15 protein-coding genes are annotated in these 14,219 nt (G+C 60.6%); 9 read left to right on the top strand and 6 right to left on the bottom strand.

All coding sequences use genetic code 11. The features are described 5' to 3' along the window. Positions 1-39: 39 nt before the first annotated feature. Together BLP65_RS10375 and BLP65_RS10370 are read right to left on the bottom strand one after the other, a co-directional pair. Entirely contained in the window at positions 40-969 is a 930-nt protein-coding gene (locus tag BLP65_RS10375; RefSeq protein WP_092996504.1) for a PDC sensor domain-containing protein, read from the bottom strand. A 105-nt stretch (positions 970-1,074) separates the two neighbouring features. Then, positions 1,075-1,416 (bottom strand): sigma-70 family RNA polymerase sigma factor, encoded by a 342-nt coding sequence (locus BLP65_RS10370; RefSeq protein WP_092996501.1) that lies wholly within the window; start codon positions 1,414-1,416, stop codon positions 1,075-1,077. Positions 1,417-1,733: 317 nt separating this feature from the next. Between BLP65_RS10370 and BLP65_RS10365 the strand changes: the two genes are divergently transcribed. Further along, the gene (locus BLP65_RS10365; RefSeq protein ID WP_092996498.1) at positions 1,734-4,241 is read left to right on the top strand and encodes a glycogen/starch/alpha-glucan phosphorylase; all 2,508 of its coding nucleotides are present in this window, start codon (positions 1,734-1,736) and stop codon (positions 4,239-4,241) included. Between the two features lie 72 nt (positions 4,242-4,313). Here BLP65_RS10365 and BLP65_RS10360 read toward each other — a convergent pair whose 3' ends face one another. Beyond that, entirely contained in the window at positions 4,314-5,408 is a 1,095-nt protein-coding gene (locus BLP65_RS10360; RefSeq protein ID WP_217631965.1) for a ParM/StbA family protein, read from the bottom strand. A 105-nt stretch (positions 5,409-5,513) separates the two neighbouring features. Here BLP65_RS10360 and BLP65_RS10355 point away from each other — a divergent pair, with 105 nt between their 5' ends. Continuing rightward, complete coding sequence (locus BLP65_RS10355; RefSeq protein WP_092996495.1) at positions 5,514-5,786, top strand: DUF3579 domain-containing protein; 273 nt, start codon at positions 5,514-5,516, stop codon at positions 5,784-5,786. Between the two features lie 206 nt (positions 5,787-5,992). On the opposite strand, the gene BLP65_RS16945 is transcribed toward BLP65_RS10355, so the two are convergent. Continuing rightward, the gene (locus tag BLP65_RS16945; RefSeq protein ID WP_175452531.1) at positions 5,993-6,451 is read right to left on the bottom strand and encodes a CBS domain-containing protein; all 459 of its coding nucleotides are present in this window, start codon (positions 6,449-6,451) and stop codon (positions 5,993-5,995) included. Between the two features lie 126 nt (positions 6,452-6,577). On the opposite strand from BLP65_RS16945, the gene BLP65_RS16940 reads away from it, so the two are divergent. From BLP65_RS16940 to BLP65_RS10340, 3 genes are all read left to right on the top strand, one after another. Beyond that, positions 6,578-7,216, top strand: a complete 639-nt coding sequence (locus tag BLP65_RS16940; protein WP_175452530.1) for a hypothetical protein — start codon at positions 6,578-6,580, stop codon at positions 7,214-7,216. Positions 7,217-7,337: 121 nt separating this feature from the next. Beyond that, on the top strand, positions 7,338-7,793 hold the full coding sequence (locus BLP65_RS16935; RefSeq protein ID WP_175452529.1) for a tellurite resistance TerB family protein: 456 nt from the start codon (positions 7,338-7,340) through the stop codon (positions 7,791-7,793). 48 nt (positions 7,794-7,841) lie between these two features. Continuing rightward, positions 7,842-10,685, top strand: coding sequence for a putative bifunctional diguanylate cyclase/phosphodiesterase (locus BLP65_RS10340; RefSeq protein WP_092996486.1), 2,844 nt, complete (start codon positions 7,842-7,844; stop codon positions 10,683-10,685). 145 nt (positions 10,686-10,830) lie between these two features. Here BLP65_RS10340 and BLP65_RS16730 read toward each other — a convergent pair whose 3' ends face one another. After that, positions 10,831-11,163, bottom strand: coding sequence for a hypothetical protein (locus BLP65_RS16730; RefSeq protein WP_139181479.1), 333 nt, complete (start codon positions 11,161-11,163; stop codon positions 10,831-10,833). Here BLP65_RS16730 and BLP65_RS16725 point away from each other — a divergent pair. Then, positions 11,162-11,296 carry a DUF2934 domain-containing protein gene (locus BLP65_RS16725; protein ID WP_139181478.1) on the top strand — a complete coding sequence of 45 codons (135 nt, stop codon included), beginning with the start codon at positions 11,162-11,164 and terminating at the stop codon, positions 11,294-11,296. The genes BLP65_RS16730 and BLP65_RS16725 overlap by 2 nt on opposite strands. Positions 11,297-11,606: 310 nt before the next feature. Beyond that, entirely contained in the window at positions 11,607-12,002 is a 396-nt protein-coding gene (locus tag BLP65_RS10330; protein WP_092996480.1) for a Rossmann-fold NAD(P)-binding domain-containing protein, read from the top strand. 170 nt (positions 12,003-12,172) lie between these two features. On the opposite strand, the gene BLP65_RS10325 is transcribed toward BLP65_RS10330, so the two are convergent. After that, on the bottom strand, positions 12,173-12,661 hold the full coding sequence (locus BLP65_RS10325) for an RNA recognition motif domain-containing protein (protein WP_245688299.1): 489 nt from the start codon (positions 12,659-12,661) through the stop codon (positions 12,173-12,175). Between the two features lie 397 nt (positions 12,662-13,058). Between BLP65_RS10325 and BLP65_RS10320 the strand changes: the two genes are divergently transcribed. Together BLP65_RS10320 and BLP65_RS10315 are read left to right on the top strand one after the other, a co-directional pair. Next, positions 13,059-13,394 carry a hypothetical protein gene (locus BLP65_RS10320; protein WP_092996477.1) on the top strand — a complete coding sequence of 112 codons (336 nt, stop codon included), beginning with the start codon at positions 13,059-13,061 and terminating at the stop codon, positions 13,392-13,394. Between the two features lie 14 nt (positions 13,395-13,408). Further along, positions 13,409-13,774, top strand: a complete 366-nt coding sequence (locus BLP65_RS10315; protein ID WP_092996474.1) for a hypothetical protein — start codon at positions 13,409-13,411, stop codon at positions 13,772-13,774. Positions 13,775-14,219 lie beyond the last annotated feature (445 nt).

Raw genomic sequence — 14,219 nt, 5'->3', positions numbered from 1 at the left:
CCAAAGCGCCACTCCTTTTCGATAAGTGTAGCTGTAACCTCATATCCAGAAGGGGTGTTTACGACTCAGAAACTCGTCGACCGTCAAATAGTGGGAGCCGTCACAGGAGAAAGTGAGACCGATGACGCCGTTCATGACGTTGAGCGACCCGGAGCGGAGATAGATGTTTTCGTCACCTTCACGCAGCGTCCGGAACTGCTCCAGTACGGTACGGATGCGATCGGGTGCAACCCGCGCCTCCACCGGATAACGTTGCGGCGGGTAGGCCAGCCAGATCTCCGGATCCAGGATCTCTTCCACGCCGTGAAAGCGGTACCGGTACGGGTCGTCGTAGACCCAGAAAATGGCCCGCGAACTGGAGAAGTGCAGGATGAAATGGTAGACGCCGTGTTGGCGCATCAGCGTGTCGATGGTATCGATTACCGCTTCGATCCTGCTGTCCAGCAGGCTTGCCGTTCGCTCCTGCTCAAAGACGTGTCCCCGGATCACCGGATCGCCCTTGTATTGAGTCCATGCCATATCGCTGCCGACCTCCATGTCAGGCAGGGGAACATCCTCGATGTTGAAATCGGCCGCCACAAAGCCGATCAGTGCCTCATCCCGGGTGACGGCATGAATGGCGGTAATGCAGTGCTTGCGGCTGTAGCGACTGACGTAAACGGATGATAGCGTCAGCCCGCGGAACGGAAGGCTGCCGGTGTGAAATGGCCGTTCCGCGAGCGGTTGGCCCCGACAATCCGGCTCCACGCCTTCGGCACTCACATTCGAGCTGACCTGAATACCTTCCGTGTTGAGGGCGTAGAGTAGATGGCAGTGCGGGATCTGGCCGATCCGGGCCTGCAGACTCGCGTCCAGCCGGTCGGTATCGTCCCAGACCCGTGCACAGGACCCTGCCAGAGCGGCCATGGGCGCTTCCACCCGCTCGGTGAGTGCTGCTTTTTTATAGATGATTGCTTGCTTGAGCCACATGGCGGATACTTTAACACGCAGTCGCCGGGGTGCATTCCAGCCGGATCGTTTACCGGCTTTACCGCGTATCTTGGCCTGTGGCGGTTACCGTTTGATGACAGTGTCTTACCGGGAACTCCAGGCCCTTCGAACCAGACCACCGGAAGCCAGCTCGCGATCCTCCATCGCCTGCGGGGGCGGCATGTCGACACACTGTCCGGCCCGATCGGCCGGTGCCGCCAGGATGTTCTCGACCGTGTCGCGGCTCATTCCCAGGAGTTCGGCTATCTCCTCCAGCTGCCGATGCTCCTCCTCCTGGAGTACCAACACCTCCGACGAGGCGAGCAGCTCGGGTAGCCAGCCCAGCCGGCGCTCGGTGACCAGCCGGCGCAGGCCGCCGACCTCGCGAACCGCTCCGGCGAAAAGCTCCAGCACGCGTTTATCGGTGTTCGGGGCCTGTATGCCCATCGCTATCCTCCTGAACCGTCGATGGTTGGAAATCCGTTGAAGACAAGTCTAGCCGATCCCCGCTTCGGACCGCGGAAATAACCTGATGTCCCGGATTGCAGTCGGTGCTGATGGGATCTTCGGGCGCAAAGGGGCGCAGGGGAGGGCGATGCAACCCGGATCGCAATATCAAAGCCCGGCTACAGGTAGAATGATCGGATTATTTGTCGGATACCCCTTATCCCCCCGTTTTGTTTTGTAGACTGGTACCGGCGGGGAGAGAAACGTCAAACCGGGTGACAACTAATTCAGATCCAATAGCTTCGGGATACCTCCAAATGGGAAGTGAAGTACTCAACAAGAGCCAGGTTGTTCAGGAACGGACCGAGTTGCAGCCATTGCCGATGGATCAAGAAGCCATCGGGAACGGATTTTTGCACTACTTCAGCCACTTTCTGGGGCGCGACAAGTATAGCGAGTCGGACCACTATACCTTTGCCGCCTTGGCGCTCACGCTTCGTGACCGGCTCATGGAGCGCTGGCGGCGGACGCGTTACGCCTACGAAAGTTCCGACTGCAAGCGCACCTACTATCTTTCGCTGGAGTTTCTGATCGGCCGCAGTCTCGGTAATTCACTCCTGAACCTGGGTGTCGAGGAGCCGGTCCGCAAGGCCTTGCATGAACTGGGCTTGCAGTTGGAGGAGATCCTCGATGCCGAGCACGATGCCGGTCTCGGCAATGGCGGCCTGGGACGTCTGGCGGCCTGTTTCATGGATAGCTGTGCCAGTTTGCAACTGCCGGTACGCGGTTACGGACTTCGCTACGAGTACGGCATGTTCCGGCAGCAAATCGAGAATGGTTTCCAGTTGGAGGAGCCCGATCACTGGCTGCGCGATGGCAACCCCTGGGAGCTGGAGCGACCCGAGTACACCCAGCGAGTGCAGTTTGGCGGCCGTAGCGAAACCTACCAGGATGGAACCGGCCAGACGCGCTGGCGCTGGGTGGCCACCAAGGATGTGCTGGCCGTACCGTATGATGTTCCGGTGCCCGGTTATCAGAACGATACCGTCAACACGTTGCGTCTCTGGGGTGCAGCCGCCACCGATGAATTCGATCTCGGCGAGTTCAACGCCGGCAGCTACCCGGAATCGGTGGAGCAGAAGAATGCCGCCGAAAACATCACCATGGTGCTCTACCCCAATGACGCCAGTGAGTGCGGAAAGGAACTGCGGCTGAAGCAGCAGTTCTTCCTGGCATCGGCCAGCCTGAAGGATGTTCTGCGCTGGTGGGTGAAGCACAATGGCGGAGATTTCATCCGGTTTGCCGACCAGAACTGCTTTCAGCTCAACGATACCCACCCCAGTGTCTCGGTGGCGGAACTGATGCGTCTGCTGATGGATGAGCACGGGCTGGGCTGGGATCAGGCCTGGGATATTACCCGGCACACCATGGCCTACACCAATCACACCCTGCTGCCCGAAGCACTGGAACGCTGGCCGGTGAGTCTATTCGGGAGCCTTCTGCCGCGGCATCTGGAGATCGTCTACGAAATCAACGCACGTTTCCTCGAGGAGGTATCCCGACGCTGGCCGGGCGACAACGATCGCCTACGGCGAATGTCGATCATCGAGGAGGGTCATGAACCGCAAGTACGCATGGCCTATCTGGCCATCGTCGGCAGCTTTTCGGTCAATGGCGTCGCCGAGTTGCATTCGCGGCTGCTGCAGGAGGGGCTGTTTCTCGACTTTCACCAGCTGTGGCCGGAGAAGTTCAACAATAAGACCAATGGCGTCACCCAACGGCGCTGGCTGGCCTGGTGCAACCCCGGACTGTCGGGCCTGATTACCGAGCGCATTGGAGACGGCTGGATAGCGGACCTGGATCAGCTCCATCAACTGCAGTCACACGCCGATGACCCCGCCTTCCGGGAGCGCTGGCGGGATGTCAAACGGGCCAACAAGGTCCGGCTGGCCGAGTTGGTGGAGAAAGAGTGCGGTGTTCACTTCGACCCGGATGCGATGTTCGATGTGCAGGTCAAGCGCATTCACGAATACAAGCGCCAGCTTCTGAACATTTTGCACGTCATTCATCTCTATGATCGCATTAAAAGTGGTGATACCTCCGAGTGGACACCGCGCTGCGTGCTGATCGGCGGCAAGGCCGCACCCGGCTATTTCATTGCCAAGCTGACCATCAAGCTCATCAACAATGTGGCCAATGTCATCAATAGTGACCCTGAGGTGGGCAATCGGCTGAAGGTGGCGTTTGTCCCCAATTACCGGGTTTCGGCGATGGAGGTGATTTGCCCCGGCACCGACCTTTCCGAACAGATCTCCACGGCGGGCAAGGAGGCCTCGGGAACGGGGAATATGAAGTTCATGATGAATGGTGCGGTAACCATCGGTACTCTCGACGGAGCCAACATCGAGATCCGCGAGCAGGTCGGTGACGACAACTTCTTCCTGTTCGGGCTGAACGCGCAGGAGGTCCGAACGACCAGGGAGGAGTATGATCCGAACACTATTATCGCCGCTAACCGGGATTTGGCCCGGGTCATGCAGCTACTGGAGTCGGGTCACTTCAACCGCTTCGAACCGGGACTTTTCGACCCGATTGTCGACTCCATCCGCACCCCTCATGACCCCTGGCTGGTGGCCGCCGATTTCACCGGATTCGTGGCTGCACAGGAGCAGGCCGCGGCGGCCTACCGCGACCGGGAGCACTGGACCCGAATCAGCATCCTCAACACGGCGGGAAGCGGCCGCTTCTCGACCGACCGCACCATGCTGGACTACAACCGCGATATCTGGAAGTTGGAGCAGGTCAAACCCCTGAATGGGGAGTGAATGGATTCCGGAATCCCGGATTAATGGACAAAGGACGTCCCGCGGGCGCCACGATAGCGGGCATGGTCCGCCCTATGCCGTCTCCGCGTCTTCGGGGCGCGAGGGCGAGGTGGGCTGGCCGCGATCCCACAGGTGTCTGGCGTACTTCCAGTAGCCACGGACGTTGTTCAGCCGGGCATCGATGCTGTTATCGATCGGCTGCAGGCGACCGTGTACCAGGGGACCGAGATAGGGCGCGAGTACCGCGCCTCCACCGCCGGAGACGACGATCTGGTCGATGTCCCAGTCGTCGGCCCAGAGCCGATTCGCCTCATTGGCCACATCGGTGGCGAGCCGGCCGAACACCTGTTCGGTCAGCCGCTTCAGGTCATAGCTCTTGCCGCGGATACGGATCGAACCTTTACTGACTCCTTCATAGAGGCGGTAGAGCTCCACGTCGACCCCGCTGCGCTCCTGCAGCTTGGAGGCAATGGTGTCAAACGCCTGGGAGATACCGGAATCGGTGGTACGGCTGCCACGGGCCAGATAATTGGTACGGTTGGCGATGGTGTAATCGGCCGTGCGAAAGCCGATATCGATGACCCCGACCTTCTCGTTCATCAGTGTGCGCTCTGTGGCCTCGCCCTTGTCGTTGAGCATGGCATTGAACAGCGAGCCGAAGGGCTGCGGGACCACCCGTACCTTCTGCACGCTGATCACGGTCTCCCTGCGCTCACCCTCGCGATCGATGGTGGTTACCGGGTGACGTCCCTGCAATATGCGCGTCAATTCGTCGCGGTGCTCCCTGAACTGGCCGACCGGCAGCCCGGTCACCAGATTCACCGGCACGTTGCGAGGCGCCAGCTGGGAGAGGGCCGCCAGGGCCAGCGTCTTGACGAAGCGGGTGACGAACTGGTCATGGTCGAGGGTGAAATAGCGCACGCCGCTCTGACGTTCGGCCAGTTCGCCCACGAAAAGCGCGCCATCTTCGGTTTCGATATGAATGTAGTCGTCCTGGCCTCCTGAAAGGCTTTCCCGAAACGGGATGTCGGTGGCTTCCCCGAACACGGACTTGAAGATCAGGGTTCGACGGTTGTTGGTCGCCTTGGTGAAGCCAAAACCGATATCGATACCGATGACTTCCACATTGCTCTCCTGCCTGCTGGCGAAATAGGGGCTTTTTAGCATGCCGTCCAGTCCCGGTCAAAGCTCATCCGCCCGGCGTTCCCTGGATGTGACTGCATTCCCAGCAGCTATGCTTGCGGTAGACGAGTGGCCCGCCGACTGAGAGGCATGAGCGAGCAAACCGGCAAAATCATCATCAAGGGAGTGACTCGCGATGGCCGCAAGTTTCGGCCCAGCGATTGGGCGCAGCGCCTGACAACCGCTGTCGCCCGTCCGGGTCCGAAGGGTCGCGTGCGTTTTCATCCCAAGGTGGCAATGACGACAAAGGACGGGGTGAACTGTGTGGTCATCGATCGGAGCCTGGAGGAGGAGGACCCGATGCTGTTCGAGTTTCTGACCAACTTTGCCGACTTCAACAACCTCGATGTCGAGGAGACCTGAATCGGGGCGGACGGTTCTTTTGGTTGTTTTCCGATGGGGTTCGCAGGCTCACCCCATCCTGCATTCGGACTGCTCCTGGATAATGGCCGGTGTGGTGCTCGAGAACCGTAGGATGGGGTGAACTTGCGAACCCCATCATTGTTCGCGGGGTTCACTCCATCCTGCATTCTAGCCGGTTCCTGGAGAGTGGCCGGGCTGGTGCGGTTTCAGAGCCCTTCTTCGGGCCAGTTCTTGATGTAGTGTTTCAGCAGCCGGTTCTCGAAGCGGGTTTCCGTCAGCAGTGCCTGAATGATATCGCCGATGGAGATCACGCCGACCAGTTGCCCGTCCGATAGAACGGGCAGATGACGGATGCGGTTGCCGGTAGCGTTGTGTAGCAGCGTGTCCATCGCATCGTCTACGGTCATCTCTGCGGTGCACGTCACCGGATCCGACGTCATCACGTCCTTGACCTGGACATCGCGGAAGCGATCGAGATGATCATCGGCGGCGCGCATTACGTCGCGTTCACTGATGATGCCTACCAGTTTCTCGTCTTCCATCACCACCAGTGAACCGATGCGATGCTGCATCATCAGTCTCACTGCATCGGTCAGCCGCTGTTCGGGGCTGACGCCGAAATGGTTGGCAGACTCCTTTCTCCGTAACAAGTATTTGACGTCCATAGGGTTCCGCCTGCAAACATGGGTAGACCGTACGTTAAAATGTATCATACGCAGCTTCCCCGGCAAGATGAGACGACAAACATGGCACTGCGGTTTTCCCCCCGGCCCGGTCCCCGGGAGAGGCATTTGGCTCGCCAATGGGACAATCCCCTGTTTGATCGTGGAGATCGGCTGATCACCCAGGCAGAGATTGACGAAGCGGCTCGTCGCGATCGGGAAGAGCTTTCCGCCTTCATGGAGCGATTTCAGCGTCTGGTTCGGGAGGCGGCGGAGCTGAGTCCCAACGAAGAGAGCGAAACCGTGCTTGAGCTGAAGGCCCGTCTTGAACGAGCCTATACGGAAGGGGCCGGCCTTCCGGGTAATCAGCAACCGGTCATGGAGGCGTTGCTCAAGTTGACCGAGGTGGTCATGCGCGCCGTTCGCGCCGGGGCAGGGGATGATCCGGTGGCCCTCCGTGAGTTGGAGGAGGAGCAGCAGGCGAGGCAGATCCACCAACACCTGCTTGAACATGCCCTGGTGGCCGACTTGATGCGCCACGACTCGCCCATCGAACGAGAGGAGCTTGCAGCGACGCTGCTCAGCGAAGAGCCGGAGGCCGTGGAGGCTGCGCTGTGGCTGTTTGGTCCCGATGAACTGCGGCAGCTGCGGGAGGAGGGGCACCAGCGCCTGGAGCAGCTTCGCAGTGAAGGCCATGAGGCGACCGCCGCGTGGCGGAATCTGGCCCTGTTTGAACGCCCTGGCGAGGACGACGTCCGGACTCGATAATTACCGGGGGTCGAGGCCTTCACTGAGATTGCCCGGTCCGGGCGGCGGGAGGAAGTCAGAATTCGTCGCGCCGAGGGAGCGGTTTGGAAATGCCCTTGCCAACAGAGCCCAAGGAGAGAGTATGCTTAGCCAACTCCGTGAGTTTTTCGAACGTAACCTGAATCCACCCCGCGAAGCGGAAGGTTCCGATGAGCATGCGGTACACTTGGCGACCGCCGCCCTGCTGTTCGAGATGGCGCGCCAGGACGAGACGGTTCGTCCCGAAGAGCTGGACGTCGTTGCCGATGCGGTTCAGCGCAAGTTCGAGTTGCCGAAGGCCGAGACCGAAGAGCTCATGGCGCTTGCTGCCGAGGAGGTACGTGAGTCGACCGATTACTACCAGTTCACCTCGCTCATTAATGAGCGATTCAGTCCCGAGCAGAAAGTGCGAGTGGTCGAGCATCTGTGGGAGGTGGCGTGGGCGGACGGCAGGGTGGACCGCTACGAGGAACATATGGTGCGCAAGATCGCCGAACTCCTCTATGTCCCTCACAAGGATTTTATTGCCGCCAAGCTGCGTACCGCCGGGAACCAGTAGCTGACGTGAAATACCGTTGAACAGGCAAGGGATTGGGGAGGGGGGCTATTGCGTCTGTGGGGGAGCTTTCGTAGCCGTTTCCTGGTGATCGCCGTAGTGCTGGCGCTTGCGTTGTGGGCGCTCGCCATCTACACCGGGCGTGTCATCACGGAGACCGCAACCAACGGTGTCGCCCTGGCTGACGAAAGTCGTCGGATACAGAAGACACTGGACGGGCTCGTCTGGACTCTTCAGGAGATGGAAGTCAGCCTGTTCCTCTATATCCTCGAACCGACTGAACGCAGTGGCGCGCAGGTCCGCCAAAAACTCCGCAGGGTGGGCGATTCCCTCGGCCGACTCTCCAGGGAGAGTGAAAAACGGCGCTTCCCGCGCATCTACGGTGAGGTTCGGCAGATGCTCGAGGATTTCCGGCAGCTTCGCACCAGCACCGAACAGTTGATCGAGGTTGCTTCCGACGTGGAGACGCGCTTTCCGGCAATGCCTCTGGTGCGCTCCAGGCTCTATCCAGCCACTCAGCGCTTTCTTACCGCACTGGACTCGGCCATTCATTCCGAAACCGGCCTGAATTCCAGTACCCGGATGTTGCTCGAGCTCCGCCATTTGTGGGCACGTCAGCTGATGGAGAGCCGCCTTTTCATCGCCAACCGTTTCGGCGTCTACGGTGCCCCCGCCGCGAGCATGGACCGAAATCTGCAGGATCGAAGCATCTACTTCGAGCGCGTTCTGCTATTGCTGGAGGAATTGGCGCAACTGGACAAAATGGGCGAATTGCCGTTTGAGCACTCCGAAGCGGTGGAACAGATGCGCGAGGCGGCAGCGCTTTATGATGACCTGTTTGCCGAGGTGGCGCAGATCTATCGTTCGCCCGACTGGCGCCGCGATCTCCCACAGATGAGGCAACAGGTGGAGCCGGCGCTGCTGCAGATGTGGCAACGGGTGGAGGCTATGAGCACCCGGCTGGGAACGCTTCTCGAGCAGGGGATCATGACCGCCGTGGAGCGGGCACGTTTCCTCGGTTATTCCCTGTGGGGCGCTACGCTGGTGGCATATCTGTTCATGATGATCGGCTATGTGGCCTTTGAACGCTCCATCCGCAAGCCGCTGTTCAGGGTCGTCACGGCGCTCGAAAATGAGGGGCGCGGGGGCCGGACGGTACGGCTGCCAGCCGCCGGAACGGATGAGGTCCGACTGTTGAACGCCGCCTTCGAAGGCATGCGCAGTCAGCTGCGGATGCGCCAACTGCGGCTCTCCTCGGTCCTCGATCATGCCCATGATGGGGTCATCACTTTCGGTGCGGATGGCCGAGTGGAGTCCTTCAACAAATCGGCTGAGCGACTGTTCGGCTATTCTGCGGCCCAGGTCATCGGCAGGCGGGGTTCCTTCCTCGCGCCCGAGCTGGATATCGCGGCGCTTCCGGAGTCGGTGGTGATAACAGCGGGTGAGGAATCAGGACCGATCGTCACCGTGCGGCGCAGGGACGGCTCGAGCTTTCGTATGTCACTGAAAGTTCGCCGTATCGAGCTGGAGGATGGTCCGCTGTTCACGGCGTTCGTTGCCGATGTCACCGAACGTGAAGAGTTGCTCGAACGCCTTCGCCAGATGGCAACCTATGATCCGCTGACCGGGCTTTACAACCGCCGCTTTTTCATGGAGGAGCTCGGCCGGGTGATCGATCGCGCACCCCGCGGCCGGACCAATTATGCCCTTCTCTACATCGATCTGGACAATTTCAAGTACGTCAACGATACCCTGGGTCACCTGATCGGAGACCGGGTCCTGGTGGAGGTGACCGCGCTGCTTGGGGAGCGCTTGCGGCGTGGGGATGTCCTGGCCCGGTTGGGGGGCGACGAGTTCGCGGTGTTGCTGCACGAGTCCGACAGTGAACGCGCGCCCGCCGCTGCCGAAGGCTTCCGCAAGGCCCTGGTCGATTACCGTCTGCGGGAGGAGGGACACGTGATAGATGTGGGTTGCTCCATTGGCATTGCCACCCTGGACGAATCGGTGAATAGCAGGGAGCAGCTATTGGCAAATGCCGATCTGGCCTGTCACCTCGCGAAGCAACAGGGTCGCAACTGTTGCCACCTCTACGTGGTTGGTGACCGGAAAAGCCTGGATTCCATGTCGTTGCATATGGGCTGGTCGCAGCGGCTCAAAAAGGCGCTATGGGACGATACCTTCGTCATCGCCTGCCAGCCGCTGATCGAATTGCGCAGTGGACGCGAAATTGCCCGGGAGGCGCTGCTGCGGCTGCCGCGCGGGGACGGAGGAATGGTGATGCCTGCCGGTTTCCTGCCTGCTGCGGAGCGCTTCGGGTTGCTTGCCCGGATCGATAGCTGGGTCATTCAGAGAGTGATGCGAAATCTGGCCGACGGCTATTCCGGGTCGTACATGATCAATCTCTCCGCCTGGGCCGTAAACGACAGCCGGGTGCTGAAAACCCTTGTGCGCGAGCTTGATCGAACGGGCCTGGATCCGGTACACCTGCAATTCGAGATCGATGAACATGCTGCAGTGGCCAATCTGCCGGCTACCATTCAATTCCTGATGGCGCTGCGGGATATCGGCTGCACGACGGGGGTCGATAATTTCGGCGCGAGCTATGGCTCGTTCAGCCACCTCAGGGAGTTGCCGGTCGACTATGTCAAGATCGACGGTTCCTATACCGCCGACCTCTTCGGAGACCCGGTCCGGCTCGCGATGTTGCAGGCGCTCAATGAAGTGGCGCATGCCATGGGGAAGATCACAATTGCCGAACAAGTGGCGGACGCGCAAACCCACACGGTATTGCAGGATATCGGAATCGATGCCGCGCAAGGCTGGTTTTTCGGTAGACCTGAAATCTTCCGGGGGTCCGCAACCGCGGCGCAATCCGATCAGAACTGTGCCTCCTGAGTGACCTGCGAAAAAATGGCAACCGGGCGGTTGCCTGCCAAACCGAAGGGGCTACAATGCCTCGGATTGGATGGGCCGTCGCATAGGGCACTTCTATTAATCCAACAGAATCCGCGTTGGATTAATAGAAGTGCCCTATAGACGGCTACGGCGGTGGATATTCGCAATCATTGAAGGGGATGCGACGGATGGCTGAAGATGCGACCGAGAAGAGAGTGGCAACAAAGCAGGGCACGGAAAAGAAGGCTTCCGCCAAAGGCGCGGTGAAAAAGAGCGCCAGCCGCAAGCCCGCTGCAAAGAAGGCAGCTCCCAAGAAAGCCGGCACCAGGAAGAGCACCCCCAAAAAGCCCGCCCCCGGCAGGGTGGCGTCGAAGAAAAGTGTGACGGCGAAGAAAAGTGTAGCGAAGAAAGCCAAACCGGCAGGCGGCCCGAAAACGGCGGCTCCGCGCAGCGTCAGTGCGGCACAGCGTGCCGCCATGATCGCCGAGGCTGCCTTTTACCGTGCGGAAAAGCGCGGCTTCGCCGGGGGGGATCCGCACGCCGACTGGGTTTCCGCCGAAGCCGAGATCGATGCCGCACTGGAGCGGGACAATATCCCGGTTCGCGGGTAGCTAGTGTACTGTTGCATGCTTGGCGGTGCTTTCAGCGAGCCGCTGGCCGGCCAGCGGCTCGCCCGGAGGGAGCCCCCCAAAAACGCCATGACGGCGTTGCGGACTCCGTCCCTGGAGTCCGCCCTTCGGGCCAGCCTTCGGCTGTCCGAATCCGCTCCCGGCGGATTCGTGCAGCGCTTGACAAGGGAAATACCATTGCCTGCGCGCTGCGCCTTGTCCTGACGTTTTTGGGGGGCTCTGAAAGTATCGCCAAGCATGCAACAGTACACAAGTTCAAAATTGAGTTTGTGATTAGGAGAAAGGGTTGCCAATGGCAATGAACGTGATGGTGGTAGACGCGGGGTATCTCGCCGGTGAGGCGGATTTCCCGGCGCTTGAGGCGGATCGGTTTGGCTGGTCACAGTATGGCGAGACACCAGTGGCGGAGGTTCCGGAGCGCTGCTGGCGGAGTCATATTGTGGTGACAGCTGCAACGCCGCTCGATGCCGCGACGCTGGATGCCCTGCCCAAGTTGAAGATGGTGGCGGTAGCCGGTGGAGAGTGCGCCCATATCGATATCGAGGCGGCACAGAGTCGGGGAGTGGCCGTCTGCCACGTTCCCGAGACTCATCCGCATAAGCCCGCCGATGCCGAGCGGATCTGTCACGAGACGGTAGCGAATATCAATGCGTTTCTGCGTGGCGAGGAGCGTAATCGGGTCTGTTAGGATTTTGATACTGCAAATCTGGATGACGGCTGAAGGCCGACCTGCAGCACAGCCGCTGACCTGCAGGTCGGGCCTCAGCCCGTCACGATCCCCCGTCCCTTGTAGGTCGGGCTTTAGCCCGTCAGTTCTTGTAGGTCGGGCTTCAGCCCGGACATCGTCAGGTCCGCCGATCAGGCCTCCCTCTGACGCTCCTGGTCGTTCCTACGCTCCTTGCCCTCATTGACCCGCAGCTTGCGTCCCAGGAACTCCTGACCATCCAGGGCCGAAATGGCCTTGCGGGCACCTTTTTCGTCCATTTCCACGAAACCGAAGCCGCGCGGCCGGCGGGTAGCGCGATCGGTCATTATGCGTACCGAGTGGACATCGCCGTACTGGGCAAACAGCTCCCGCAGATCCTCGTTTCGGGCCTTGAAATTGAGATTGCCTACGAACACCGAATGGGACTCGTCCGGCCTTTTTGCGGTAGCCGGCGTTTCGCCGATGCCCGCCAACCAGGCGCCGAGGAAGGCACCGGCAAAGCTGCCAATGGCCATTGCGAGGGTCGCATCGAACCCATCCGGCAGGAGCGCCAATGGAATGAAGAAGCCCAGACTGCCCAGAAGAATGGCCAGAAGCGCGGCCTTGATCAGGAATCGTACAGGAGGCGAAGTGAATTGCATGGAGTCTCCCCAATTAAAAGAGTGTGAATGAAAGTCAATGGAGGGGCTGGAAGTGCCACACGTCACCTCCAGCCACGGCCCCGTCCGCGTGATTGTGGTTTTGTCCCCGGACGGAGTTGATAAAGACCGGAGCATTGTATCGTGGTCCCGGTGCGGGCGAAATGCTCGCCCGACTGGTGACGGGATTCCGTTGTTCGGGCAGGAGCCCATGCCGGTCAAATCACCGCGAGGGCCGGCCTTCTGCCGGTGAGGTGCTTTTTGTTTGCAGGAGGGTCGCCCCGGCGCGTTGCAAGGAATGGTTTTTCCCCAATCTTCGCCCGCGAAGGAGGCGGGGTTACTTGGGCAGCAGGCCCGGATTGGGTATGCTGACGGCAAATCCAGGTAAGGGAGTAAGGCATTGCAGCTGCAAGTTATTATCGAAGATCGAGCCAGGTCGGTGACCGTTCCGGAATATGTGGCCAACGAGGGCGAGGAGTTTTTTGCCAAGATGGACGCCGATATGGATGGCGGCTGGCAGATGAGCCGCACCTGGGTGGAAAAACCCAATCAGGTACAGCGATGCCAGATAGCCGCCGATCGGCTGGTGGCGGCCCTTGAGGTCGGAGACGAACCGATGAAGATGCTCATGGCCGGCTATATCGTGAGCCGGCTGCCGGGGGTTACCGCGGTGCGTGTGGATAACGAGGGCGACATGATGGGGACGGAGTTTGTCGGGGCCCAATCCGTTCAGTGAGTGAGGAAGGACGCATGAGCCGAAGCCTGGTATCGGTGGTCGAGTTGGGGGGCTATGCCGATTTCGGGCCCCTCTATCGGCGGCTCGGATTCGACCCGGAGACGGTGAATTCCGGCCGCCGGGCGTTAAGCACCGTCAAGCAACTCCAGCCAGCGGCTGTGGTGGCGGAATTCAACTATCAGTTTGATTTCCGGGACCGCACCAGCGCCCTGGAGTCGCTGCTGGCCCTTACGCAGGGGATGCCCGACACACGGGTGGTGGTTATCTATGAACCCCGTGAAGAACCGGAGCTGGAGCGCCTGCGCCAGCGATTTCCCTCCTTTACCGCGATCCCCCGACCGGTCCGGGAGGACGACCTGGAGCGGGTGCTTCGAAACTGAATGGCGGTAGAGCATCGCCGCGGGGGCGCGCCTCCTACCAGGTCTGTGCCTCCGCTCCCCGTAGGAGGGCCGCCCCCGGCGCGATGCCCTTCGTAACGAAAAATCGCCGCGGGGGCGCGCCTCCTACCAGGTCTGTGTCTCCGCTGTACCGGTAGGAGGGCCGCTCTTGGCGCGATGCCCTTCGTGACGAAAATCGCCGCGGGGGCGCGCCTCCTACCAGGTCTGTGTCTCCGCTGTACGGGTAGGAGGGCCGCCCTCGGCGCGATGCCCTTCGTGACGGAAATCGCCGCGGGGGCGCGCCTCCTACCAGGGCTGTGCCTCCGCTGTACGGGTAGGAGGGCCGCCCTCGGCGCGATGCCGTTCGTGACGAAAATCGCTGCGGGGGCGCGCCTCCTACCGGGTCTGTGCCTCCGCTGTACCTGGTAGGAGGGCCGCCCTCGGCGCG

Source organism: Thiohalomonas denitrificans, assembly GCF_900102855.1.
Lineage (GTDB): Bacteria > Pseudomonadota > Gammaproteobacteria > Thiohalomonadales > Thiohalomonadaceae > Thiohalomonas > Thiohalomonas denitrificans.
This window is presented reverse-complemented; position numbering and strand designations above follow the sequence as displayed.